General features: G+C 69.1%; 22 protein-coding genes and 1 tRNA gene. 12 read left to right on the top strand and 11 right to left on the bottom strand.

Annotation, left to right across the window (positions count from 1 at the left end; genetic code table 11):
• The first annotated feature begins 58 nt into the window (after positions 1-58).
• Entirely contained in the window at positions 59-1,174 is a 1,116-nt protein-coding gene (locus MQH10_RS04565) for a response regulator (protein WP_242562885.1), read from the top strand.
• Here MQH10_RS04565 and MQH10_RS04560 read toward each other — a convergent pair whose 3' ends face one another.
• From MQH10_RS04560 to MQH10_RS04550, 3 genes are read right to left on the bottom strand one after another with little or no spacing between them, the layout of a single operon-like run.
• Positions 1,175-2,296 carry an HlyD family secretion protein gene (locus tag MQH10_RS04560; RefSeq protein WP_242562884.1) on the bottom strand — a complete coding sequence of 374 codons (1,122 nt, stop codon included), beginning with the start codon at positions 2,294-2,296 and terminating at the stop codon, positions 1,175-1,177.
• A complete protein-coding gene (locus tag MQH10_RS04555) occupies positions 2,293-2,769 on the bottom strand; it encodes a PaaI family thioesterase (protein ID WP_242562883.1) in 477 nt (158 codons plus the stop codon). The genes MQH10_RS04560 and MQH10_RS04555 overlap by 4 nt, the downstream gene beginning before the upstream one ends.
• 5 nt (positions 2,770-2,774) lie before the next feature.
• A complete protein-coding gene (locus tag MQH10_RS04550) occupies positions 2,775-3,374 on the bottom strand; it encodes a TetR/AcrR family transcriptional regulator (RefSeq protein ID WP_242562882.1) in 600 nt (199 codons plus the stop codon).
• A 425-nt stretch (positions 3,375-3,799) separates the two neighbouring features.
• On the opposite strand from MQH10_RS04550, the gene MQH10_RS04545 reads away from it, so the two are divergent.
• The 3 genes from MQH10_RS04545 to MQH10_RS04535 all read left to right on the top strand — a co-directional run bounded on the left by MQH10_RS04545 (position 3,800) and on the right by MQH10_RS04535 (position 6,676).
• Entirely contained in the window at positions 3,800-5,005 is a 1,206-nt protein-coding gene (locus tag MQH10_RS04545; RefSeq protein WP_242562881.1) for a DHA2 family efflux MFS transporter permease subunit, read from the top strand.
• 74 nt (positions 5,006-5,079) lie between these two features.
• Positions 5,080-5,703, top strand: a complete 624-nt coding sequence (locus MQH10_RS04540) for a class I SAM-dependent methyltransferase (RefSeq protein ID WP_242562880.1) — start codon at positions 5,080-5,082, stop codon at positions 5,701-5,703.
• 13 nt (positions 5,704-5,716) lie between these two features.
• On the top strand, positions 5,717-6,676 hold the full coding sequence (locus MQH10_RS04535; protein WP_242562879.1) for a Gfo/Idh/MocA family protein: 960 nt from the start codon (positions 5,717-5,719) through the stop codon (positions 6,674-6,676).
• A 27-nt stretch (positions 6,677-6,703) separates the two neighbouring features.
• Here MQH10_RS04535 and MQH10_RS04530 read toward each other — a convergent pair whose 3' ends face one another.
• Positions 6,704-6,916 carry a hypothetical protein gene (locus MQH10_RS04530; RefSeq protein WP_242562878.1) on the bottom strand — a complete coding sequence of 71 codons (213 nt, stop codon included), beginning with the start codon at positions 6,914-6,916 and terminating at the stop codon, positions 6,704-6,706.
• A gap of 303 nt (positions 6,917-7,219) precedes the next feature.
• Here MQH10_RS04530 and MQH10_RS04525 point away from each other — a divergent pair, with 303 nt between their 5' ends.
• Complete coding sequence (locus tag MQH10_RS04525; protein WP_242562877.1) at positions 7,220-8,806, top strand: matrixin family metalloprotease; 1,587 nt, start codon at positions 7,220-7,222, stop codon at positions 8,804-8,806.
• An 8-nt stretch (positions 8,807-8,814) separates the two neighbouring features.
• Here the strand turns inward: MQH10_RS04525 and MQH10_RS04520 are convergent, their stop codons facing one another.
• From MQH10_RS04520 to MQH10_RS04505, 4 genes are all read right to left on the bottom strand, one after another.
• Positions 8,815-9,027: a hypothetical protein gene (locus MQH10_RS04520; protein ID WP_242562876.1), complete on the bottom strand. Its 213-nt coding sequence runs from the start codon at positions 9,025-9,027 to the stop codon at positions 8,815-8,817.
• A 51-nt stretch (positions 9,028-9,078) separates the two neighbouring features.
• Positions 9,079-9,579: an SPASM domain-containing protein gene (locus MQH10_RS04515; protein WP_242562875.1), complete on the bottom strand. Its 501-nt coding sequence runs from the start codon at positions 9,577-9,579 to the stop codon at positions 9,079-9,081.
• Entirely contained in the window at positions 9,560-10,045 is a 486-nt protein-coding gene (locus MQH10_RS04510; RefSeq protein WP_242562874.1) for a radical SAM protein, read from the bottom strand. The genes MQH10_RS04515 and MQH10_RS04510 overlap by 20 nt, the downstream gene beginning before the upstream one ends.
• Positions 10,046-10,200: 155 nt before the next feature.
• Positions 10,201-10,277, bottom strand: a tRNA-Met gene (locus MQH10_RS04505).
• Between the two features lie 85 nt (positions 10,278-10,362).
• On the opposite strand from MQH10_RS04505, the gene MQH10_RS04500 reads away from it, so the two are divergent.
• Entirely contained in the window at positions 10,363-11,403 is a 1,041-nt protein-coding gene (locus MQH10_RS04500; protein WP_242562873.1) for a glycosyltransferase, read from the top strand.
• Positions 11,403-13,193, top strand: a complete 1,791-nt coding sequence (asnB, locus tag MQH10_RS04495; RefSeq protein WP_242562872.1) for an asparagine synthase (glutamine-hydrolyzing) — start codon at positions 11,403-11,405, stop codon at positions 13,191-13,193. The genes MQH10_RS04500 and asnB overlap by 1 nt, the downstream gene beginning before the upstream one ends.
• Here the strand turns inward: asnB and MQH10_RS04490 are convergent.
• A complete protein-coding gene (locus MQH10_RS04490) occupies positions 13,190-14,302 on the bottom strand; it encodes an NAD(P)/FAD-dependent oxidoreductase (RefSeq protein WP_242562871.1) in 1,113 nt (370 codons plus the stop codon). The genes asnB and MQH10_RS04490 overlap by 4 nt on opposite strands.
• 215 nt (positions 14,303-14,517) lie before the next feature.
• Between MQH10_RS04490 and MQH10_RS04485 the strand changes: the two genes are divergently transcribed.
• The 3 genes from MQH10_RS04485 to MQH10_RS04475 all read left to right on the top strand — a co-directional run bounded on the left by MQH10_RS04485 (position 14,518) and on the right by MQH10_RS04475 (position 17,893).
• Positions 14,518-15,705 carry a pentapeptide repeat-containing protein gene (locus MQH10_RS04485; protein ID WP_242562870.1) on the top strand — a complete coding sequence of 396 codons (1,188 nt, stop codon included), beginning with the start codon at positions 14,518-14,520 and terminating at the stop codon, positions 15,703-15,705.
• Positions 15,706-15,768: 63 nt separating this feature from the next.
• The gene (locus tag MQH10_RS04480; RefSeq protein WP_242562869.1) at positions 15,769-16,953 is read left to right on the top strand and encodes a serine hydrolase domain-containing protein; all 1,185 of its coding nucleotides are present in this window, start codon (positions 15,769-15,771) and stop codon (positions 16,951-16,953) included.
• A gap of 79 nt (positions 16,954-17,032) precedes the next feature.
• On the top strand, positions 17,033-17,893 hold the full coding sequence (locus MQH10_RS04475) for a DUF1963 domain-containing protein (RefSeq protein ID WP_242562868.1): 861 nt from the start codon (positions 17,033-17,035) through the stop codon (positions 17,891-17,893).
• Between the two features lie 4 nt (positions 17,894-17,897).
• Here MQH10_RS04475 and MQH10_RS04470 read toward each other — a convergent pair whose 3' ends face one another.
• Positions 17,898-21,302 carry an indolepyruvate ferredoxin oxidoreductase family protein gene (locus MQH10_RS04470; protein ID WP_242562867.1) on the bottom strand — a complete coding sequence of 1,135 codons (3,405 nt, stop codon included), beginning with the start codon at positions 21,300-21,302 and terminating at the stop codon, positions 17,898-17,900.
• 141 nt (positions 21,303-21,443) lie between these two features.
• On the opposite strand from MQH10_RS04470, the gene MQH10_RS04465 reads away from it, so the two are divergent.
• Both MQH10_RS04465 and MQH10_RS04460 read left to right on the top strand, forming a co-directional pair.
• On the top strand, positions 21,444-21,941 hold the full coding sequence (locus tag MQH10_RS04465; RefSeq protein WP_242562866.1) for an Lrp/AsnC family transcriptional regulator: 498 nt from the start codon (positions 21,444-21,446) through the stop codon (positions 21,939-21,941).
• A 51-nt stretch (positions 21,942-21,992) separates the two neighbouring features.
• A complete protein-coding gene (locus MQH10_RS04460) occupies positions 21,993-22,853 on the top strand; it encodes a pirin family protein (protein ID WP_242562865.1) in 861 nt (286 codons plus the stop codon).
• Positions 22,854-22,862: 9 nt separating this feature from the next.
• Here the strand turns inward: MQH10_RS04460 and pgsA are convergent, their stop codons facing one another.
• Positions 22,863-23,483, bottom strand: a complete 621-nt coding sequence (gene pgsA / locus MQH10_RS04455) for a CDP-diacylglycerol--glycerol-3-phosphate 3-phosphatidyltransferase (RefSeq protein ID WP_242562864.1) — start codon at positions 23,481-23,483, stop codon at positions 22,863-22,865.
• Between the last annotated feature and the right edge of the window lie 5 nt (positions 23,484-23,488).

The raw sequence follows: 23,488 nt of genomic DNA, 5'->3' as shown, positions 1-23,488 counted from the left end.
TCTCTGCAAGCGCTTGTGCGCATTCTGGGTATCAGTTGTTCAAGGCGACCGCCCGCACATGCCGTCGAAAGAGTTCTTTTTCGAGCGCGTCACCAGCGAAATCCATCAGCAGATGGAGGGCGTGCTGGCGCTCGCCGAGCGCCTGTCGCGCCAGCCCCTGGGCCATGACGCCCAGGCCTGCGTCGCCGGGGTGACCGAGGCCTGCCTGAACGTCCGCCAGATCGTCGCCTCCAGCATGGACCTGATGACGGCGTCCGCGACGGGCATAGAGCTCAACCCCCAGCCCCACCGGCTGCGCGACCTGGTCGACGACCTGGAGGCCCGCTGGGGCGACCGGGCCCGGGATTCCGGCGTCACCCTGCTGGTCTCCTATGACGGCGACCCGGAAGCCTCGGCGATCATCGACGCGCCGCGCACCATCCAGGCCTTTGACGGCCTGATCGCCCAGGCCCTGGCCGGCGTGCGCCGAGGGGCGGTCGAGGCCACCCTGCGGGCGGTGCAGACCGGCGACACCATCAAGATCGAGGGCCGCGTCCGCGGCGGCGGCGACCGCAATCTCGGCGCCCGCGCCCTGGATATCCGCGAGATCGAGGCCCTGTTCGGCCTTGAGATCGCGCTCGCCTCCGCCCTTGGCCGCACGATCCTCAACGCCCTGAGCGGCCGAATCCGCGCCGACGACAATCGCGGCGGCGGCGAGACCCTGGTGTTCGAATTCGAGGCCCCCTGCGCCCTACCGGAGGTCTCCGAGGGCGAGACCGCGGGCGGCGAGAACGGGCGCAGCGCCCACATCCTGGTGGTCGACGACAACGCCACCAACCGCATGGTCGCCGAGACCCTCTGCGAGATGTTCGACTGCACCTCAGAGAGCGCCATGGACGGGGTCGAGGCCGTGGAGGCCGCCCGCTCGGGCCGTTTCGACCTGATCCTGATGGACATCAAGATGCCCCGCATGGACGGGGTCGCGGCCACCCGCGAGATCCGCCAGTTCGCCGGCCCGGCCGGGCGGGTGCCGATCATCGCGCTCACCGCCAACGCCGACCCTGAGGACGCCGCCGGCTATCTGTCGGCCGGCATGAACGGCGTCGTCGAAAAGCCCATGAAACCCGAGACCCTGCTGCGCGCCCTGCAGGAGAACCTGGGCGGCGGAACCGCGTCGGCCGCCGCCGCGGCCTGATCAGTCCTTCAGGCGCACCGTGACCTTGGCCGAGAGGCCGGGGCGCAGGCGCGCCACCTCCGCCTGACCGGGATCGAAGGTCAGCCGCACCGGAATCCGCTGCACGATCTTGGTGAAATTGCCTGTGCCCGGTTCGAAGGGCAGCAGGGCGAATTCCGATCCCGATCCCGGCGCGAAGCTCTGCACATGGGCCTTCAGCTTGACGCCTGGAAGGGCGTCGACCCGCACGATCGCCGGCTGTCCCTGCAGCATGCGGTCGGTCTGGGTCTCCTTGAAATTGGCGGTGACGTACAGGGTCTCCATCGGCACCAGGGTCAGGAGCCGGGCGCCGGGCTGGACGAAGTCGCCGGGATTGGCCTGGCGGTCCCCGACCACGCCGGCGATGGGGGCGCGGATCACCGCGTGGTCGGCGTCCTGGCGGGCGAGGTCGAGGGCGGCGCGGGCCTTGGCCTCGGCGGCGCGGGCCGCGTCCAATGCGGCGTCCAGCTCAGCCCGGCGGCGCCCGTGACCGTCGCCTGATCGCGGCTGACGGCCAGGGCGGCGCGGGTCTTTTTCCGCGGCGGCCGAGGCGCTCAGGGCGTCGGCGTGGACGCGCTCGGCGTCGCGGCGGGCCACGGTGCCGTCCCCCACCAGGGCCTGGAAACGCTTCCAGTCGGCCTGGGCGCGGTCGGACTGGGCGTCGGCGGCGCGGATGTCGGTCTCGGCCTGGCGGGTCGAGGCCTCGGCGAGGCTCTGCTCGGCGCCCAGCCGGGCGAGCGCGGCCTGGGCGGAGGCCACCTGGGCCTGGGCGAGCGCCAGATCCCCTTCCGCCGAGGCCAGGCGGGCGGCGTATTCGGACGGGTCCAGCCGGATCAGAGGCTGGCCCGCGACCACGCGCTGATTGTCGACCACCAGCACCTGGGCGATCTGGCCCTTCACCCGGGGCGCGACCTCGGTGCGGTCGGTCTTCAGATAGGCGTTGTCGGTGCTGACCGCGGCGCGCGGCGCATTGAGCCAGGCGACGCCCAGGGCGGCCGCAACCACCGCGGCGCCCAGCACCAGGATGGCGCGGCGCGACGGCCGCCGGCGCGCAGGTGTGGTGACGATCTCGGCGGGCGCGCCGTCCAGGGTCGCGGCGCTCATCGCTCGAACACCAGGAGCGTGCTGGTGGCGGTGGCGTAGAGCCGGCCGTTCAGGTCGGTCAGCCGGCCTTCGGCGAAGGCGGCGCGGCGGCCCATATTGATCACCACCCCCTCGGCGCGGATCGGCCCGGTCGCGGTCGTCATCGCCCGGTGATAAGCGACCTTGAGCTCAAGCGTCGTATAGCCCTGGCCGGCTTTCAGCTTGGAATGGACCGCGCAGCCCAGGCAGGAGTCCAGCAGGGTGGCCGCGAAGCCGCCGTGCACCGTGCCGATCGGATTATAGACGCCGGCGTGCGGCGTGGCGCCGAACACCACGCGGCCTTCCTCGATCTCCACATGATCAATGCCCATGGTCGCCCCCATGCCGGAGGGCGCGCGGTCAGGGTTCTGGAAGATGTCGCGCAGCTGCTCGAGCCCGCTCGGGGCCGGGGCGCCGGGGCTATGCGCTTCAGGGGTCAGGGTGTCGGTGCTCAAGGGGGTCAGGCCTTCTGGGGAGGGACAAGGCCCATCCGCGCCTTCACCCGCTCACGGGTGTCGGACAACAGACGGTCGGAGAAGTCTCGGTCGGAGACCGCGCGCGCCAACGCGACGGCGCCGGCCATTTCCGCCACCAGCGAGCCCGCGAGGGCCTCGCGATCAGACGCGGCCCCCACGGTCAGACGGCTTGCCAGGGAGGCGATCAGGGACTTCACGCCGGCGTCGAAGGCGGCGCGCGCGGGCTCGCCCTGTCGGGGGAGGTCGTTCGACAGGGTGGTTACGGGACAGCCGCGCTCGGGCGCGTCGCGATGGACGGCCGAGACATAGTTGTCCACGAAGGCGGAAAGGTATTCGGCGTCCGACATCCCCTCGCCCAGCCGCTTGAAGCGGCGGCGGCTCTGGTCGAAGGCCTGGGTGATGGCCGCGGCGACCATCTCGTCCTTGGATTTGAAGTGGGCGTAGAAGCCGCCATGGGTCAGGCCCGCCTGGGCCATGATCTCGGCCACGCCGACACGGTCCGGCCCCTGGCTGCGCACCGCCGCGGCGGCGGCGTCCAGCACCTTCTTCCGGGTCTCTTCCTTGTGCGTCTGGCTATAGCGCATCGCCGCATCCCGCTTTATATGATGGACATAATACTATGAAACCCGAGGCGCAAGGCCGACCATGACCGCCCCTGCCGTGAACCCGTCGACCCTGCCCGATCGCACCAAGATTGCGATCTTCGCCATGATGGCCTTCGGCCAGTTCATGGCCCTGCTGGACATCCAGATCGTCGCGGGCTCGCTGGGCTCGATCCAGGCCGGGTTGTCGGCCGGGCCCGACGAGATCGCCTGGGTCCAGACCGCCTATCTGATGGCCGAGATCGTCATGATCCCGCTGGCCGCCTTCCTGTCCCAGGCGATCTCGACGCGGTGGCTGTTCACCGCCTCGGCCGGGCTGTTCACCCTCTCCAGCCTGATGTGCGGCATGGCCTGGGACATTGATTCGATGATCTTTTCCGGGCCCTGCAGGCTTTGTCGGCGGGGCGATGGTGCCCACGGTGTTCGCCACCGGCTTCGTCCTGTTCGATGGCCCGCGCCGCGCCATGGTGCCGGCGATCCTGGGCATCACCTCGACCCTGGCCCCCACTCTGGGTCCCAGCGTCGGCGGCTGGATCACCGATGTCGCCGACTGGCGCTGGCTGTTCTTCATCAACCTGATCCCCGGCGTCGCCATCACCGTGATCCTGCCCCTGCTGGGCAAGGTCGATGAGGCCCAGCCCCAGATGCTGAAGCGCATCGACTGGCTGCATGTCGGATCGCTCGCCGTGTTCCTGGGCGGGCTGCAGTACATGCTGGAGGAAGGGCCCCGGCACGAATGGTTCAACGACATCGGGGTCGCCAGCGCCGCCTGGCTGTCCTTCGTCGGGGGCGTTGTGTTCTTCGAACGCAGTCTGTTCTCGACCGTGCCGGTCCTGAAGCTGACCCCCTTCCGGCGACCGACCTTCGCCATGGCCTGCGTCCTGAACCTGGTGATCGGCTTCGGGCTCTATTCGGCCACCTATCTGACCCCGGTGTTCCTGGGCCGGGTGCGCGGCTTCTCCAGCCTGCAGATCGGCGGCACGGTGTTCGTCACTGGCCTCACCATGGCCTTCGCCGCCCCCATCGCCGCCCGGCTCTCGACCCGGGTCGACGGCCGTTACGTGATCGGGGTCGGCTTCAGCCTGTTCGCCCTGGGGCTCTGGATGTTCTCGGCGATCACCCCGCAGTGGGGGTTCTGGGAGCTGTTCGCACCCCAGGCCGTGCGCGGCTTCGCCATACTGCTGTGCATCGTGCCGGCGGTCGGCATGGCTCTGAACGGGGTCGCGCCCTCGGAACTGCGCTACGCCTCGGGCCTGTTCAACCTGATGCGCAATCTGGGCGGGGCGATCGGGATCGCCGTGGTCAACACCTGGCTCCAGGACTTCGGCCGCATGCATGCCGCCAGCCTCGGCGCCCAGATGGGCGAGCATGCGGCGACCGGCCAGGCGGTGGTCTCGGGCCTCGCGGCCTACGCCCGCCAGTTCACGCCGGACGCCGGCTACGCCCTGTCCCTCGCCCAGGCCCAGATGGCGCGGATCGTCGGCCGCGAGGCCACCACCCTGGCCTTCGCCGACACCTACCGGCTGATGGCCTGGGCCTTTCTCGCCGCCCTGGTCATCGTGCCCTTCTGCCGCCCGGCGCCGACCAACGCGCCGCCGCCCCCGGAACATTGAGCGGGACGCGCTTTCCCCCTGGCGGCGCGCCCCCCGCCGCGTAAGCTGGGCCAGGTTCCGGGGGGAAACACGCCATGCCGTCGCTCTATGACCGTTTCGTCCTGCCAGGCCTCCTGAAGTGCGCCTGCTCCTCGCCGCCGATGATGAAGCAGAGGGCCAAGATCGTGCCCCGCGCCGCCGGCCGGGTGCTGGAGCTGGGCATCGGCATGGGGCTGAACCTCGCCTATTACGATCCGGGCAAGGTGGATTCGGTGTTCGGGGTCGATCCCGCTCCGGAGCTGAGGGCCATCGCCCTGGCCGCCCCGCGCCCCGAGGGGCTGAAGGTCGAGGTCGAGGACGGCATGGCCGAGGACCTGCCCTTCGAGGACCGCGCCTTCGACACCGTGGTCTGCACCTTCACCCTGTGCTCGGTCCATTCGCCCAGCGCCGCGCTCGCCCAGGCCCGGCGGGTGCTGAAGCCGGGCGGTCGGCTGCTGTTCTGCGAGCACGGCCTGGCCCCCGATCCCGAGGTCTCCAAGTGGCAGAGGCGCGTCGAGCCGATCTGGAAGCGGATCGCCGGCGGCTGCCACCTGACTCGCCCGGTCGCGAGCGCGATCGGCGACGCCGGCTTCAAGATCGACTGGCTGGAGACCATGTACGTGCCGAACACGCCCCGTATCGCGGGCTGGAACGAATGGGGCGCGGCGCTCGCCGCCTGAGGAGCCGACTTCCATGATCCGCATCGGGCTGTTGGGCGCCTCGCGCATCGCCGTCACCGCCGTCATCGGCCCTGCCGCGGCGCGGGATGATTTCACCGTCACGGCCGTCGCCGCCCGCGATCCGGCCCGCGCCAGGGCCTATGCCGACACCCATGGCGTTCCCCATGTCGCCGGAGACTACGCCGCCCTGATCGCCCGCGACGATGTGGACCTGGTCTATAACGGCCTGCCCCCGGCCGGCCACGCGGAGTGGACCATCGCCGCGCTCCAGGCCGGCAAGCCGGTGCTGTGCGAAAAGCCTTTCGCCCGCGACGCCGCCGAGGCCCGCGCCATGGTCGCCGCCGCCCAGGCCGCCGGCCTGCCGCTGATCGAGGCCTTCCACTACCGGTTCCACAATGTCACCCGCCGGGCCGAGGCGCTGGTGCGCTCCGGCCGGCTCGGCCGCATCACCGAGGCCCGCGCCCTGTTCCAGGTGAAGATCCCCCGCGACCGCGACGACCTGCGCTGGCGGGCCGACCAGGGCGGCGGCGGCCTGATGGACCTGGGCTGCTATCCCCTGCACATCCTGCGCACCCTGATCGGCGAGGAGCCGACAGTGACGGGCGCCGAGGCGGTGTTCGAGGACGGGGTGGACGCCCAGCTCTCGGGGCGGCTGGCCTTTCCGGGCGGCGCCCGGGCCGAGATCTCCTGCTCGATGATCCCCGAGGCGCCCGGCGCGAGCGCGGTGCTGGAGGGCGAGCTGGGCCGGCTGGAGATCGTCAATTTCCTGGCGCCCCAGATGGGCTGCCGCTTCACCACCACGATCGGCGGCGAAACCACCGTCCATCCGACCGACGGCCCCACCACCTATGAGGCGCAGCTGGAGCATGTGCGCGAGGTGCTGCGGGACGGGGTCGCCCCCCTGACCGGGGGCGCGGACGCCATCGCCAACATGGCGGCGATCGACGCGCTGTACGCCGCGGCGGGACGCTAAGCCCCGCCTTGGCGGCCTTGGGCCGTCCTAGAGCTGGTTGTACTCGCCGCAGCGGCACTTCACGACGACGTCACGCAGCTCTTCCGGACCGTTCGCGGCCAGGATCGGTTCGCCGCAGGCGCCGCAGGTGAAGGCGGTGCGCGAGGGATCTTCGCCGGCCACGTCGACCACCACGGCGTCGACCAGCGAACGGCGGCCCACGAACAGCGACGGGAAGACGCGAAGGGAGGTCATGATCATGGCGGCAGACTCCGTACATCACATCGGCGCCCGACCGGCGCCGCGTGAAAGGGGTTTATGACTGATGAATGCTGCAATGCAATGACAACTCTATCGCTTAACCATAAAGGAATGTGGATGATGCGATTGCGGGCGCCTTTGCGTTGCAGCGAGGCGAGGAGACGGCCCCGTCCCGCCCGCCGCGGGAAATAATTCCGCTCCATCGCGATCTTTGCATCGGTTGGGCTTGCAACCATCCCGCGCGGTCATCCAAGGTTGCGGTGAATCGCGGGCCACACGGCGCCGCTGTCCTGGGGGGGACCTGTGACCGTACCGACGCTCGATCAGATTCAGGGGGCCCTGCTCTATCCGGACCGGTTCTGGTCCGGGGGGACGGTCACCTATTCCATTCCGACCACCGGCAGCCTGTGGCCGGGCTACGATCCCGGCGACGAGCCGGAGAACGCCGATTTTGGCGTGTTGACCTCCGACCAGGCCGACCGGGTCCGGATAGCCATGGCCCTTTGGGACCGGGTGGTGAACATCCATCTGCTGGAGACCAACGACGTCTCCAATCCCGGCCAGATCCGCGTCGCCTTCACCGACGTCAATGACTACACCAACAATCCCGACACCGGCGCCTACGCCTATTCACCGCCCCTGAACGGCGGGACGGGCGGGGCCTGGAACGGCGACGTCTGGCTGGACGCCGACATGAAGTCGCTGAACTTCGTCGACCGCACTTACGAATATATGACGCTGCTGCACGAGATCGGGCACGCGCTGGGGCTGAAACACCCCTTTGAAGGCGACGTCACCCTGCCCGCCGACTACGACACCACCCGCTACACGGTGATGTCCTATACCGACTACAAGGACGGGGTCTGGGTCGACATCGAGAAGGTGAACGGGGTCGACACCCTGGTCCAGCGCTACGTGGCCCCCTACACCCCGATGGTGTTCGACATCGCCGCCCTGCAGGCGCGCTATGGCGCCGACACCACGACCAATGCCGACGACACCACCTACACCATCATCACCGACCCGGTGATGCGGACCTTCTATGACGCGGGCGGGATCGACACCTTCGACCTGACCGCCCACACCCGCGGCTCGATGATCGACCTGACGCCGGGGTCCTATTCCTCGACCGCCTATTGGTCCGCGGCGGACCAGGCCAAGTACTGGACCGACCTGCATCCGGACATGGCCGCCTCCATCGCCCAGGTGTTCGCCGACCCCAAGGTCTACACCTGGTCCTACAATCTGGGCCTGGCCTATGGCACCGTGATCGAGAACGTGAAGGCCGGGTCCGGCAATGACACGGTCATGGGCAACGACGTCGACAATGTCATCGAGGGCAATGGGGGCCAGGACTATCTGCGCGGCGGCGCCGGCAACGACACCCTGATGGGCGGCGACGATTTCGACGACCTCAACGGCAACGTCGGCAATGACACCGAGTACGGCGGCAACGGCGCCGACTGGGTGGTCGGCGGCAAGGACAATGACCAGCTCTACGGCGAGAGCGGCAATGACATCGTCTATGGCAATCTGGGCAATGACACGATCAGCGGCGGCGACGGGGCCGACTGGGTGCGCGGCGGCCAGGGCGACGACAGCGTCTCCGGCGGGGCGGGTGACGATCTGATCTATGGCGACCGCGGCAATGACACCATCAGCGGCGGGGCAGGCGCCGACGCCTTTCACAGCTTCGGCGACGCCGGGATCGACCGGGTGATCGACTTCAACCGCGCCGAGGGCGACCGGGTGATCCTCGATCCGGGCACGGCCTACACCGTGGCCCAATCCGGCGCCGACGTGGTGATCTCGATGACCGGCGGCGCCCAGATGATCCTGACCGGCGTGAGCCTCTCGAGCCTGTCGGACGGCTGGATCACCGTAGGCTAGGCGAGGACCTAGACCCAGCGATCGCGGGAGCGCTTCAGGGCGGCGATGACCTGGGCCGACATGAGGGCCGAGCGATTGGCCACCGCCTGGGCGACGTCGGCGGAGGGGAACAGGCCGAGCGACAGCTTCACCCCCTCGGACGTGACGAGGTCGGCGCGCCAGTCCCCCTGGTCGGCGGGCTGGATGCTGAGCGCGAAATCATGATCGGCCGCGAGTTCCATTTTGACGCGCTCCCCTGGGGTTCAGGGGCCGCGTCGCAAGGACCGCGCCGGTCAGCCGCCCTGGCGCGTCATGAATTTCGTGTGCGCCGCGATCATGCCGTCATGGACGTCGCGGCTCGGAACCCCTGCCGAACAGGTGTCGCACGGCTTGCGCTTCTCCTGACCGCCCGCCATCTCGCGGCGCCAAGCCGCCGCCGGCTCGCTCAGGAAGGCCTGGAAGATGGAGTCGTAGTCCCGCAGGTTGCCGTAGATGTAGGGCGCGTGCTCGGGCCGGTCGCTGCGGATATGGCAGCAGGGCGCGATCAGGCCGTTATAGCTGATCACGAAATGCGAGAACGGGAAGAAGCAGGGCGCGCTGCGGCCCTGGGGCGTGGTGACCTCGCTGATCAGGCCGCCGCGATCGGTGCCCTGCTCGAAGTAGTTGATGGCCCGGATCTCGATTTCCATCTTGTTGTGCGGCGTCTTGGCGACCATCAGCTGGCCGGTCCGCACGGTCTCGATGCGCGAGGCGATGCCCATCCGGACCGAGATCTCATTGATCCGGTTGACCACATAGAGGTCGGTGTAGCGGTCGCCGCGCTTCAGGTGGATGGAGATGTGCAGATAGTCGAGGCCGCTCGGCCAGCTCCTCGATGAAGGCGCGATCCAGATAGTCGCCGTTGGAATAGATCATGATGCGCGCATTGGGCAGTCTCGCCCGCGCCTCGGAGATCCTGGCGATGATCGATCGATCCGCCAGGGGTTCGTTGTAGTAGTTCAGGATCAGGTAGCGGTCGTAATTGATCTCCTCGAGACCGCCATAGATCTTCTCGAGGATGTCGGCCGGCATGAACTGGTTCGGCCCGATCCGGTCGCCGACCACGTTGGGGCAATAGGAACATCTGCGATTGCAGTAGGAGTGGGTCTCCATCTCGATCCGCGAGACGGTCATGGCGAAGACCTGCCGCGCCCGCTCCCGGTCGGTCACGGCCTCGAACATCTCCGACCCGACATACATGGTCGGCCTGGCTTCAACCACGACGCACCCTCTTCAAACCCGGACGCGCCAGCCCGCGGCGCAATCCAACCTAACCAAACGCCGAGAGGTTGTACGTCGGCTTGGTGCGGGGAGCACGCGATCTTCGAGGGTGTTGTCGTGCGAAACGCGCCTGTCGCGGGCGTCCGCCGCGAGAGTGGTAGCTGGGGGCGGGATCGAACCGCCGACCTGTGGGTTATGAATCCACCGCTCTAACCATCTGAGCTACCCAGCCGCCGGGCCTTTCGGCGAGGGGCGGTTTATAGGGATTCCTTTTCGTCGCTTCAAGCGGCTTGGGTGCGACGCAAAGGACGGCTAGGTTGCCGCTCGACATGAGCGTGCTCCACCTCCTCGGAACGGCTGGCGAAGGCGGCGCCGAAACCTATTTCGTCGACCTCGTGGCCGCGCTCGCCCGGGCCGGCACGCCGCAGGCCGCCGCGATCCGCCCGAACGCCAATCGGCAGGCCGCCCTGAAGGCCGCCGGCGTGCCGGTGGAGACCTTTCGATTCGGCGGTCCGCTGGACATTCTGACCAAGCCCAAGGTCGGCCGCTTCGCCCTGAAGCACGATGTGAAGCTGGCTCTGGCCTGGATGAACCGCGCCGCCCGCCATACGCCGCGCGGGCCCTGGGCGCGGATCGGGCGGCTCGGCGGCTATTACAATCTCAAATATTATCGCGGCTTCGACGAGCTGGTGGCCAACACCGAGGACATCGCCGACTGGATCGTGGCCCAGGGCTGGCCGGCGGGCCGTGTGCGCTGCATCCCCAATTTCGCCGCCGCCCCGCCGGAGGCCGCCCCGGTCGACCGGGCGAGCCTGGACACCCCGCCCGACGTTCCCCTGCTGCTGGCCATGGGCCGGCTGCACGAGGCCAAGGCCCATGACATCAATCTGCAGGCCCTGGCCCAGATTCCGGACGCCTATCTGTGGATCGCCGGCGTCGGGCCGCTGGAGGCCAAGCTCAAGGCCATGGCCCAGGCGCTGGGCGTCGAACGCCGCGTGCGGTTCCTGGGCTGGCGGAATGATCCCTCGGCGCTCTACCGCTCGGCCGATGTCTGCGTGTTCCCCTCGCGCTATGAGCCGCTGGGCAATGTGGTGATCCAGGCCTGGGCGCACGGCCTGCCGGTGGTGGCCGCCGCCAGCCAGGGGCCGGGCGCCCTGATCCGCGACGGCGAGGACGGCCTGCTGGCGCCGGTGGACGACGCCGACGCCCTGGCCGCGGCGGTGAACCGGCTGCTCGACGAGCCCATGCTGCGCATCCGGCTCTCCCAGAACGGGGCCGAGCGGGTGGAGGCGGAGTTCTCCGAAACCGCCGTGGTCACCCAGTGGCGGTCGCTGTTCGCCGATTACGAGGCCATCTGATGTGCGGCATAGCCGGGGTGCTGCACGGCGCGGGCTCGGCCCGGCCGCTGATCGAGGCCCTGACCCATCGCGGCCCGAACGGAATTCGGGTGGAGGACCATGCGGGGTCGTCCTTCGCCCACGCCCGGCTGTCGATCATCGACCTGGAGGGCGGCTGGCAGCCGCTGCATGTCGGCGGATCGACCGTCATCGGCAATGGCGAGATCTATAATTATGTCGAGCTGACCGCGCAGTTCGAGCTGAAGGATCAGCTCGCCACCGGCTCGGACTTCGAGCCCCTGCTGCACCTCTATAACCGCGAGGGGCCGGCCGCCTTCCAGCGTCTGCGCGGCATGTACGCCCTGTGCCTGGTGGGCGCCGACGGGCGCACCTGGCTGGTGCGCGACCCCTTCGGGATCAAGCCGCTCTATGTGCTGGAGCATGAGGGGGCGGTGTTGTTCGCCTCCGAACCCCGCGCCTTCCTGGAGGCCGGCCTGCTGAAGCCGGCGGTGAATTCCGACGCGGCCGCCGAACTGCTGGCCTTCAACTACACCCTGGGCGAGGACCCGATCTTCCAGGGCCTGCGCCGCCTGGCGCCTGGCGAAATCGTCGAGGTGGTCGAGGGGCGGCTTGTGAGTCATGGGCGGCGGTCGGCGATCTCCTCCCCCGCGCCGCGGGGGAGGGGGACCGCGCGCAGCGGGGTGGAGGGGGCGGCCTCCTCCACGGCGCCCGGTCTCGCCCCCTCCACCGGCTTCGCCGGTCCCCCTCCCCCGCAGGCGGGGGAGGATGAACTCATCGCCCGGCTCGACGCCGTGCTGGAGGACAGCGTGCGGGTGCATCAGCGCTCCGACGTGCCCTATGGGCTGTTCCTGTCGGGCGGGATCGATTCCGCGGCCATCGCGACCCTGATGGCGCGGCTGAATGAGCGGCCCGTCACCGCCTTCACCTGCGGCTTCGATGCGCCGGGCGCCAAGGACGAGCGGGGCCAGGCTGAGCGGGTGGCCCGGGCCCTGAACCTCGACTGGCGGGAGACCCGGTTCGGCGAGGAGGACTTCTGGCGGATCCTGCCTCAGGTGGCCTGGGCGCTGGACGACCCCACCGCCGACTATGCGACCCTGCCGACCTATCGCCTCGCCGAGGCCGCCAAGGGGGTGCTGACCGTGGTGCTGACCGGCGAAGGGGGCGACGAGCTGTTCGGTGGCTATGGCCGCTATCGCCGCGCCCTGCGCCCCGCCTGGCTGGGGGGACGCGCCGCCGAGCCGCGGCCCGACGATCCGGGCGCGCTGGCCCGCTGGCGCGCCGCCGCCAAGGCCCCTGCGGGCCTCACCCGCCTGCAGCAGGCCCAGTGGGGCGACATTGAGACCTGGCTGCCCAATGACCTGTTGCTGAAGCTCGATCGCTGCCTGATGGCCCATGGGCTGGAGGGGCGCACGCCGTTCCTGGATCCGGAGGTCGCCGCCTTCGCCTTCCCCCTGGCCGACCGGTTCAAGGTGCGCGGGCGCTATGGCAAGTGGCTGGTGCGCAAGTGGTTGGAAAAGACCTGCCCGGCCGCCGAGCCCTGGGCCCGCAAGCAGGGCTTCACGGTGCCGGTCGACGCCTGGATCGGCCCGCGGGCGGGGGACATCGCGGCGCGGATCAGCGGGCTTGAAGCGGTGCGGGGCTTGCGCTCGCCTGACGCCGTGCAGGCGACGTTCCGCGACGGCGGGCCGGAGCGCTGGCCGCTGCTGTTCTTCGCGGTCTGGTCCCTGATCCACCTGGAGCGGGCGAGCCCGGCCGAGGCGCTGGCCGCCTGCGTGGGGACGGTGGGCTAGAGCCCCAGCCGCCCGGCCACCTCTTCCCCGATCGCCAGAGACGAGGTCAGGCCCGGGCTTTCGATGCCGAACAGGGTGACGAGACCCTCCAGGCCGTGGGCCTGGGGACCATCGATGCGGAAGTCGGGCTGCTTCTGGCCGGGGCCGTGCAGCTTGGGCCGGATGCCGGCATAGTCGGGGCTGAGCGCGCCCTCGGGCAGGCCGGGCCAGAACTTGCGGATATAGGCGTAGAACTCGCCGGCCAGGCGGGGATCGACGGTGTAGTCCAGCGCGTCGACGAAGTGCAGGTCGGGGCCGAACACGGCCTGGCCCCCTAAGTCGCGGCGATAGTGTGTGCCGAGCGCGCCCGGGATCGGCGGCGGATAGATCAGCCGCGAGAACGGCGCCTTGCCGGTCAGGCGGAAATAGACCCCCTTGCCGAAATAGCCCTGGGGGATGGTGTCCTTGGGAAAGCCCTCGATGGTCGCCGCCACGGCTTGCGCCGACAGGCCGGGCGCGGTGACCAGCAGGCGGGCGGTGAGCGTGGTGGGCTCGTCGCCGCCGGCGCGCACCTGGAAGCCGCCGCCGGCCATGGGGCTCGCCCCCTCGAACGGGGTCGAGGTGACGACGGCCCCGCCGGCCGCCTCGATCTCGCCCTGCAGGGCCAGCATGTAGCCGTGGCTGTCGAACACGCCGCTCTCGGGCGACAGCAGGGCGGCCTCGCAGTGCAGCTCGGGCTCCAGCGCCAGCGCCTGGGCCTTGGTCAGATGGACCATGCCCTCGACGTCATTGGCCAGCGCCTGGTCCATGATGGCGCCCAGACGGTCGGCCTCCTCGGCGCTGGTGGCCACCACCAGCTTGCCGCAGCGGTCATAGGTGACCTTGTGGCTGTCGCAGAAGGCGTAGAGCAGGCGCCGTCCCTGGACGCAGAGCCGCGCCTTCAGGGAGCCGGTCGGATAGTAGAGCCCGCCGTGGACGACCTCGGAATTGCGGGCCGAGACGCCCTCGCCGATGATCGGACCGGCCTCCAGCACCGCCACGGTCATGCCCCGGCGGGACAGGGCGTAGCCGCACGCCAGGCCCACGGCCCCGGCGCCGACCACCACTGCGTCAAAATCGAATTCGGCCATACCCGGTCGTTATCCGAAACTCCCCGATGGCGGAACGGGCAATCTTGGCATGGGCGGCTGCATTCGGGTCATGGGCGCGCGAGGTGCGACACTTTCGCCCGATCCCCCAATCTGAGCTGTCCCCAGCTTGGGGAGCCCAAGCTTGACCATAGAGTGAGGCGCGATGTGAGGGGTGGGGCGCGAGGGCGTCGCCGCCCGGCCGCCAAGGGACGACCATGACCCCTATGAGCCAGCCGGAGCTGGATCGCGCCGTCTCCGCGCACGAGGCCTTCATCCAGCGCCGCAACGGCGGCCAGCGGCTGATCCTGCGCTTCGCGGTGCTGGACGGCCTGAACCTGGCCGGGCGCGATCTGCGCGAGGCCGATCTCAGCGCCTGCAGCCTGATCGGCTGTCGCCTGGTGGGCGCGCGGCTCGACCACGCCAATCTGTTCGGCGCGGACCTGAGCGGCGCGGACCTGTCCAAGGCGAGCCTGGTGCGCGCCGATCTGCGCGGCGCCCTGCTGCGCGGCGCCAATCTCTCCCAGGCCGATCTTACCGAGGCCGACTTCCGCCCCGGCCAGGTCATGCGCTCGGCCAGCGATTCCGTCGGCCAGAGGGCCTGGCGCACCACGGACGCCTCGGACGCCAACCTGAGCGGCGCGACCCTCGATCGCGCCAATCTCGGCCGCACCTCGGCCCCCAACGCCGACTTCTCCGACTGCACCATGCGCGCCGCCACCCTGGTCGGGGCCAAGCTGAAGTCGGCCAATTTCCAGGGCGCCCTGATGGAGGGCTCGAACTTCGCCGAGGCCAATCTGGAAGGGGCGGACCTGTCGGGCGCCGTCCTGACCGGCACGGACTTCCGCAAGGCGGTGACCTCGGGCGCCAAGACCGAGGGGGTGCTGCGCGATCCGACGCCGGAGGCCATGGCGCGGCGGCCCGTGCTGCTGGAGCGGCTGGCGGGCCATCAGGTCTGGTGCCTGACCCACGGCAAGCAGGGCGCCCAGGCCAATGTCGAGGGCGAGGACCTGAGGGTGATCGGCGACCAGCTGCTCAAGGCCGAGCTGGTCGGACTGAAGGCCGCGGGCGCGATCATGATCGGCCTGCGCCTGGCCGGCGCGACCCTGCAGGCGGCCGATCTCAGCCGGGCGGACCTGCGCGGCGCCGACCTGGCGCGGGCCTTCCTGCGCGGGGCCAATCTCGCGGGCGCCAATCTGGCCCAGGGCGACCTGCGGGGCGCGGACCTCAGCGACCTGGTGATCGGGGGGAATGTCCGAAAGACCAATCTGGCGGAGACGCGCCTGCGCCACGCCGATCTGCGCGACGCGAGGGTCGAGGCCGAGCAGCTGGCGGCGGCCGATATCGGCGGGGCGCGCCTGCCGCTGGCGCTTCTGACGCCGCCGCCCATCCAAGAGGCCTGTTAGACGAATCCGCGGACCGCCCCTAGGCTGACGCCCAAGACAAGACGACGTTCGGGGAGGTCCGCCATGTCCAAGTTCACCCTGCGGTTCGCGGCGGTCGGCCTCGCCGCGCTCTTCTGCACCGCGCCGGCCCTGGCCGCCGACCCACCCCCGCCGCCGGGCGGCGCCGCGATCCTCAGCTGGACCCTGGACCAGCAGAAGTACGGCTATCGCAACATGGAGAAGCTGAACCCCGCCCATGTGGTGAAGCGGGGCGACCATGTCCGCGCGCTGCCGGTCGCCAGGACCGCCATCGATCCGACCTGGACCTGGCAGGGCCAGCCCCAGACCTTGGCCGGCTACATGGCGCAGATGCGCACCTCCGGCGTGCTGGTACTGCACGACGGCGAGATCATCCTGGAGCGCTATGGCCTGGATCGGGGGCCGCAGGACCGCTGGACCTCCTTCTCGGTCGCCAAGTCGGTGACCGCCACCCTGGTCGGGGCGGCGGTGAAGGACGGTTACATCAAGAGCCTGGACGATCCGGTGACCGCCTATATCCCGCAGCTCAAGGGCAGCGCCTATGAAGGGGTCTCGGTCCGCCACCTGATCACCATGACCTCGGGCGTGAAGTGGAACGAGGACTATACGGACCCCAATTCCGATGTCGCCAAGGTGGGCTTCTCGACCGACGAGGCCGGGGTCAATCCGGTGGTCAGCTACATGCGCAAGCTGCCGCGCGAGTCCGCGCCCGGCGCCAAGTTCGTCTACAAGACCGGCGAGACCGACCTGGTCGGCATCCTGGTCTCCAACGCCGTCGGCAAGCCGCTCTCGACTTATCTGTCGGAGAAGATCTGGGCCCCCTTCGGCATGGAGCAGGACGCGATCTGGATGGACGACATCGCCGGCCACGAGCGCGGCGGCTGCTGCATGTCGATGACCCTGCGCGACTATGCGCGCCTCGGCCAATTCACCCTGGAGGGCGGCAAGGCCGGCGGCGTCCAGGTCGTGCCCGACGGCTGGATGGCCGACGCCACGGCCGAGCACGTGAAATTCCCGGCCGGCAGCGGCGTGGAGACCGGCTACGGCTACTTCTGGTGGCTGATCCCCCACGGCTATGCCGCCGAGGGCATCTTCGGCCAGGAGGTGATCATCTATCCGAAGGAGAAGCTGGTCATCGCCATCAACTCCGCCTGGCCCGTCGCCAGCGACCCCAAGCTCTGGGCCGCCCAGGCGGCGTTCGCGGAGGCGGTGCGGGCGGCGGTCAGGTAGGGGCGGCGGAAGTTCCCTATTTGTTCTTCTCCGAGCGATCGATGAGTGACATCATGGATTAATCAGGAGGGGGTTCGAAATGGTTGCGTGGTTAGCGTTCCTCGCCGTCGTGGCCGCGATTTACGGCATTGCGCTGATTGGCTACTCCCGAGCCCAGCGGCAGGACACGGTGGAGACGCCAGAGGTCGCGGCGCGGACCGCAAATTTCCGTCGCCGCATGACGCGGGCGACGGCGCCGGCCTTGATGCTGGTCGAAGCTGAAACCCCGGGCTTTTCAAAGTTTGGCGGAGCCCCTGACTGGCGGCTAGGTTCGCCGTGGCCACAGGGGCCGGACGGCCGGCTTGGATTCCTATTGCAACTGGATCTCGCCGCGGCGCACGCCGCCGGCGGACCAGATTGGTTGCCCTCGACCGGTGGTCTCTATTTTTTCCGTGATGATCGATGGGGGCTCGCGGACCAGGTCTTGGTGCTGCACCAGCCGCTGGAGACGCTGGAGACAGCGGTTCCACCAGCCGATCTTCCGGCCAAGTGGCGCCACCCAGAGCGCTATATCGGCTTCAGGAGACGCATGTCGCGGCCGAGCCTTGAGTGGCTAGGCGGCGACATTCGCGAGGTCGATGCCGACGCGTTTGACCGCGAGGATCTCGCCAAAGGGGATGGTCCGTCCCACCAGGTCTGCGGCTATCCCGCCGAGATTCAGGAAACCTGCATGCCGCTTGAATGTGAGTACGCCAAGCGCAAGCTTCCCTACGATCACGGCCCGGCGACGCCGGCGATCACCAAGGCCGCGCGATCCTGGCGGCTTCTCGCGCAAATCGATTCAGACGCCGCTTTGAAGATGAACTGGGGCGACGGAGGAATGATCTATGTCCTGGTCCGCGAGGTCGACGCCCGGGCGGGCGACTTCTCCAGGACCGTGACGATCACCCAGACCTACTGAGGCGTCAGGCTTCCGCCCACTTGGCCCAGAGCTTGGCCTTCTCCGCCTTGGCCGCCACGACCGAGGCGTCCTTCACGTGGCCGAAGCCGCGGATGGATTGCGGGACCTGGGCGATCTGGACGGCCAGCGCGCCGCGCTCGGGGGTGTGGTCCTTGAGCAGACGATCCAGGTCGGCCTCGTAGTCGGCGATCAGCTGGCGCTCCATGCGCCGCTCCTCGCTGTGACCGAACAGGTCGAGGGCCGTGCCGCGCAGGCCCTTCAGCCGGGCGAGCACCGGGAAGCCGTAGTCGAGCATCCAGCCGCCGAAGGCGATCTTCTTCGGGCGACCTTGCGCGTCCTTGGGGGCGAGGATCGGCGGGGCCAGCCAGACCTTGGCCTTGCCGCCCTTGAAGGTCTGGTCGCGGGCGCGGTCGAAGCGGCCGTCCGTATAGAGCCGGGCGACCTCGTACTCGTCCTTATAGGCCATCAGCTTGTAGAGATTGACGGCGACCGCGCGGGTCAGGGCTTCGGAGCCCTTGAGCGCGACCTGCTCGACGCGATGGCGATAGCGCTCAGCGTAGGCCGCGTTCTGATAGGCGGTGAGTTCGCCGATGCGATGGGCGATCAGGGCGTCCAGACCCATGGTCTCGGGCGTCGGCGCATCGGCCTCGGCCGGGCCGCGCTTGGAGGGGTCGTGTGCGACCTGACGGCCCAGCTCGAAGGCCTGGAGATTGGCCTCGGCCGCGACGCCGTTCAGCCGGATGGCGCGATAGAGCGCGCGGCTGGAGATCGGGATCAGGCCCTTCTGCCAGGCGAAACCCAGCATGATCATATTGGCGTAGATGGCGTCGCCCATCTCGGTCTCGGCCAGATGGTGGGCCGGGCACTGGTCATAGGCCTTGGTCGCCGCCGCGATCCGCCGTGACATGCTGGCGGAATCGAAGCGGACGTCGCGGTCGGTGACGAAGTCGGCGGTGGGGGCGAAGTCCTCGTTGCCGCAGGCCGCCGTGCGGTCCTTGGCGTAGAGGGCGAGCGCATCGGCGCCGGCCGCCGAGAGGATGTCGCAGGCGATCAGCACATGGGCCGAGGCCGCCGGCACGCGGCCGCCGACCACCGTCTCCTCGGTCTCGCCGATCCGCACATGGCTGAACACCGCCCCGCCCTTCTGGGCGAGGCCGGTCATGTCGACCACCGAAGCGGCGCGGCCATCCACATGGGCGGCCATGGCCAGGATCGAGGCGGTGGTGGTCACCCCGGTGCCGCCAATGCCGGTGAAGACGATGTTGCGCACGCCTTCCAGGGTCTCGAATTCCGGCAGGGGCGTGGACTCGGCGGTGAGCGCCGGCATGGCCTTGGCCTGGGCGTTGGTCGCCCCTTCCAGGGTCACGAAGGAGGGGCAGAAGCCGTCGAGGCAGGAATAGTCCTGATTGCAGCTCGACTGGTTGATCCGCCGCTTGCGACCGAACTCGGTGTTCAGCGGCTCGACCGAGACGCAGTTGGATTTCTTCGAGCAGTCCCCGCAGCCCTCGCAGACCAGCGGGTTGATGAACACCCGCTTCTCGGCCTGCTCCAGCTTGCCGCGCTTGCGGCGGCGCCGCTTCTCGGTGGCGCAGACCTGGTCATAGAGCAGGACCGTCGTCCCGGGGGTCTCGCGCAGCATGCGCTGCACGGCCATCAGCTCGGAGCGCGGCTTCACCTCGACGCCGGGGGCGAGATCGGTGACGCCGTCATAGCGGCTGGTGTCGTCGGCGACGATGACGGTCTTGGCGACGCCCTCGGCGGCCAGCTGGCGGGTGATCTGGGCCGGGGTGAAGCCGCTCTCGGCCGCCTGGCCGCCGGTCATGGCGACGGCGTCGTTGAACAAGAGCTTGTAGGTGATGTGGCTGCCGGCCGCGATCGAGGCGCGGACGGCGAGCGAGCCGGAGTGGTTGTAGGTGCCGTCGCCGAGGTTGGCGAAGACGTGGCTCTCGGTCGTGAAGGGCGCGGCCCCGACCCAGGTCAGGCCCTCGCCGCCCATGTGGCTGTTCAGGTCGGTCTGGGGATCGGAGAAGCTGGCCATGTAGTGGCAGCCGATGCCGGCCAGGGCGCGGGAGCCTTCCGGCAGGCGGGTCGAGGTGTTGTGCGGGCAGCCCGAGCAGAAGAAGGGTTTGCGCTGCTGCTCGGCGCCCAGGGTCACGGCGGCCATGGAGGCGGCCGACACCCGGCTCAGATAGTCATAGACCCGGTCCATGTGCGGGCCGGGCGGCAGGCGGTCGGCGATGGCCAGCGCCACTTCCGCCACCGAGAGCGAGCCCAGTTCCGACAGCAGCGGATGGCCGACCTCGTCGGTCTTGCCGATGATCCGCGGCCGGGCGTGGGCCGGCAGGTCATAGAGGGCGGCGCGGGCCTGGGTCTCGATCAGCGGGCGCTTGTGCTCGATGACCATCAGGGTCTCAAGCCCGGCGGCGAAGGCCTTGAGGCCTTGCGGCTCCAGCGGCCAGGGCATGCCGACCTTGTAGATCGAGACGCCGAGACTGGCGGCCTCCTCAAGGGTGATGCGCATGGCCGCGAAGGCCTCGATCACGTCCTTATAGGCCTGACCCTGGCAGACGATGCCCAGGCGCGGGCGGGCGGCGGGCAGCACCACCCGGTCGATGCGGTTGGCGCGGGCGAAGGCGAGCGCCGCGGGGATCTTCAGGGTGCGGAGCCGGCGCTCCTTGTCGAGCGGCTGGTCCTTCAGCCGGATGCCCAGGCCGCCGGCCGGCATGGCGAAATTGGCGGGGGTCACAATCTGGTGGCGGTCCAGGCCGATGTCGATGGTGACGCCGGAATCCATGGTGTCGGCCAGAGCGATCAGCCCGACCCACAGGCCGGAGAAGCGCGACATGGCGTAGCCCATCAGGCCGTAGTCCAGCACCTCCTGCACGTCGGCCGGGGACAGGACCGGCATCTCGAAGTCCTGGAAGGCGTATTCCGACTGGGACGGCAGGGTGGAGGACTTGCAGGTGTGGTCGTCGCCGGCCACGGCGAGCACGCCGCCGCGCGGATGGGTCCCGGCGAAATTGGCGTGCTTGAAGGCGTCGCCGGTGCGGTCGACGCCGGGCGCCTTGCCGTACCACATGCCGAACACGCCATCGAACTTCGCGCCGGGGAACAGGTTCGCCTGCTGGCTGCCCCAGACGGCGGTGGCGGCCAGGTCCTCGTTGAGGCCCTCCTTGAACACCACCTCGGCGGCCTTCAGGTGTTTGGCGGCGCGGTTGGCCTGCTGGTCCAGCCCGCCAAGCGGCGAGCCGCGATAGCCGGAGACGAAGCCGGCCGTGTTCAATCCTGCCCGTTCGTCCAGCCGGCGCTGGTCCATCAGGACGCGCAGCAGGGCTTGGACGCCGGTGATGAAAACCCGGCCTTCCTTGAGCAGAAATTTGTCGTCAAGCGTCACTTCGATGTGTCGCATCGCAAATTCCTTCCTTTTGGGCTCCCTAAAGAGCTTGCAAGATCATATAAGTTCGACGCAATTGCTTACCAAAGGCATGCCCCGCCACACCGGTTCCGGGGCAAGAATGACGCTCATTTGCACCTAGTGCAGGAGGAAAACTTGTCCGAGGCCCTCGACGCCGTCGATGCTAAGATTCTCGATCTTATCCAGCATGACGCAGGATTGTCCGTCGCCGAGATCGCCGACCGGGTCGGTTTGTCCTCCAGCCCCTGCTGGCGCCGCATCAAGCGCCTGGAAGACGCCGGCGTCATCCAGCGTCGCGTGACCATCCTCGACCGCGAGAAGCTGGGCCTGAATTTCGAGGTCTATTGCACCGTCAAGCTGTCGCTGCCGACCAAGGACAATCTGGATTCCTTCGAACAGGCGATCGGCAAGCTGCCGGAGGTGGTGCAATGCGCCACGGTCACCGGCGCCGCCGACTATGAACTGCGGGTCGTGACCCGCGACATGCACGCCTTCGACGACTTCCTGCGCGAGAAGATCCTGGGCCTGGGCCTGGTCTCCAACATCGAGAGCCGGATCGTCATCCGCTCCGTGAAGAACACCACCGCCGCGCCATTGGGCCTGATCAGCCCCTATGTGAGCGCCCAGGGCTAGCCAACAGGGACGCACCATCCCAAGTTGCCGGGAGCTTCAAGGAGAGCCCCCATGATCGAACTCGTCATCGACCAGCGCCGCCGCGACATCGGCGGGTTCGAGGTGGGGCGCGTCCTGCCCCAGGCCGGCCACCGGATGGTCGGGCCCTTCATCTTCTTCGATCACATGGGCCCTAAGGCCTTCGAGGCCGGGTTTCCGCGCACGGTCGACGTGCGACCGCATCCGCACATCGGGCTGTCGACCGTCACCTATCTGTTCGAGGGCCAGATCACCCATCGCGACAGCGTCGGCGTGACCCAGGAGATCCGCCCCGGCGAGGTCAACTGGATGACCGCGGGGCGCGGCATCACCCACTCCGAACGCTTCGAGGACCTGCGGGCCCACGGCGGGACCATGCACGGCATCCAGGCCTGGGTCGCCCTGCCCGACGCCCTGGAAGAGACCGACCCCAGCTTCGCCCACCATGACGCCGCCGACCTGCCGACCTATGAGGGCGGCGGGATGTGGGCGCGGCTGATCGCCGGCAAGGCCTTTGGCGCCGAGGCCAAGGTCAAGACCCACTCGCCGATGTTCTATGCGCACTGGGCGCTGGAGGCCGGGGCCAAGGCCCAGTTGCCGGCGGAATATCCCGAGCGCGCCGCCTATGTGGCGGCGGGCGAGGTGGAGGTCGACGGCCACACCTATGGGGCGGGCAAGATGCTGGTGTTTCAGGCCGGCGAGCCGGTGCTGTTCACCGCCCAGACCCCGGCCATCGTCATGCTGCTGGGCGGCGAGCCGGTGGGGCCGCGCTATATCGACTGGAACTTCGTGTCCTCGTCCAAGGAGCGGCTGGAACAGGCCAAGGCCGACTGGCGGGCGGGGCGGATGAAGCTGCCCGACGCCGACCACGACGAGTTCATCCCCCTGCCCTGAGGCCAGGGACTATTCCTTCAGCGCCTTGTGGGTCTGTTCCCAGTACTGGGCGCCGGTGATCAGGGTGATCAGGGTGGCCAGCCAGAACAGGCCGTGGATCACCATGGCCACCGGATCGCGCAGGCCGGGATCGGCGGGAAGGTCGAAGGCGCCCCAGGAAGCCAGCAGCAGTTCGCCGCCGAGCGCCACCAGCTGCAAGGTGGTCTTCCACTTGGCGAGCTGGGTGACCGGCAGCTTGATCCCCCGGCCGGCGCCGACCTCGCGCAGGGCGCTGACCGTGAATTCGCGGAACAGGATCAGGCCCGCGGGCACCAGGACCATGGGCTGGGGGCCGAGCGCCATCAGGCCCAGGACCGCGCCGGCGACCAGCACCTTGTCGCCGATCGGATCGAGGATCGCGCCCCAGACGGTGACAGCGTCGAGCTTGCGCGCCAGCCAGCCGTCGAAGAAGTCGGTGACCGCGGCCACGACAAAGGCCCAGAAGGCCCAGCGCTCCAGCGAGAACTGCATCTCCACCGTCAGCCGCTCGCTGAAATAGGGCACCCCGCCCGCCGCCAGGGCGAGGGCGATGAACATGAACAGCGTCAGGACCAGCCGGCCGGCCGACAGGATGTTGGGGATCGATTTCATGCGTG

The organism is Phenylobacterium aquaticum (assembly GCF_022695515.1).
In the GTDB taxonomy this organism is placed as follows: Bacteria; Pseudomonadota; Alphaproteobacteria; order Caulobacterales; family Caulobacteraceae; genus Phenylobacterium; species Phenylobacterium aquaticum.
Note: the sequence above shows the minus strand (reverse complement) of the source record. Positions and strands in the feature narration are given on the sequence as shown.

Bases quoted from the DNA above. Each gene is read 5' to 3' on its own strand.
- MQH10_RS04470 (WP_242562867.1), bottom strand. From the start codon at position 21,302: ATGCGACACATCGAAGTGACGCTTGACGACAAATTTCTGCTCAAGGAA.
- MQH10_RS04550 (WP_242562882.1), bottom strand. From the start codon at position 3,374: ATGCGCTATAGCCAGACGCACAAGGAAGAGACCCGGAAGAAGGTGCTG.
- MQH10_RS04530 (WP_242562878.1), bottom strand. From the start codon at position 6,916: ATGATCATGACCTCCCTTCGCGTCTTCCCGTCGCTGTTCGTGGGCCGC.
- asnB (WP_242562872.1), top strand. From the start codon at position 11,403: ATGTGCGGCATAGCCGGGGTGCTGCACGGCGCGGGCTCGGCCCGGCCG.
- MQH10_RS04540 (WP_242562880.1), top strand. From the start codon at position 5,080: ATGCCGTCGCTCTATGACCGTTTCGTCCTGCCAGGCCTCCTGAAGTGC.
- MQH10_RS04485 (WP_242562870.1), top strand. From the start codon at position 14,518: ATGACCCCTATGAGCCAGCCGGAGCTGGATCGCGCCGTCTCCGCGCAC.
- MQH10_RS04560 (WP_242562884.1), bottom strand. From the start codon at position 2,296: ATGAGCGCCGCGACCCTGGACGGCGCGCCCGCCGAGATCGTCACCACA.
- MQH10_RS04520 (WP_242562876.1), bottom strand. From the start codon at position 9,027: ATGGAACTCGCGGCCGATCATGATTTCGCGCTCAGCATCCAGCCCGCC.
- MQH10_RS04475 (WP_242562868.1), top strand. From the start codon at position 17,033: ATGGTTGCGTGGTTAGCGTTCCTCGCCGTCGTGGCCGCGATTTACGGC.
- MQH10_RS04460 (WP_242562865.1), top strand. From the start codon at position 21,993: ATGATCGAACTCGTCATCGACCAGCGCCGCCGCGACATCGGCGGGTTC.
- MQH10_RS04535 (WP_242562879.1), top strand. From the start codon at position 5,717: ATGATCCGCATCGGGCTGTTGGGCGCCTCGCGCATCGCCGTCACCGCC.
- MQH10_RS04565 (WP_242562885.1), top strand. From the start codon at position 59: ATGCCGTCGAAAGAGTTCTTTTTCGAGCGCGTCACCAGCGAAATCCAT.
- MQH10_RS04480 (WP_242562869.1), top strand. From the start codon at position 15,769: ATGTCCAAGTTCACCCTGCGGTTCGCGGCGGTCGGCCTCGCCGCGCTC.
- MQH10_RS04490 (WP_242562871.1), bottom strand. From the start codon at position 14,302: ATGGCCGAATTCGATTTTGACGCAGTGGTGGTCGGCGCCGGGGCCGTG.
- MQH10_RS04545 (WP_242562881.1), top strand. From the start codon at position 3,800: ATGGTGCCCACGGTGTTCGCCACCGGCTTCGTCCTGTTCGATGGCCCG.
- pgsA (WP_242562864.1), bottom strand. From the start codon at position 23,483: ATGAAATCGATCCCCAACATCCTGTCGGCCGGCCGGCTGGTCCTGACG.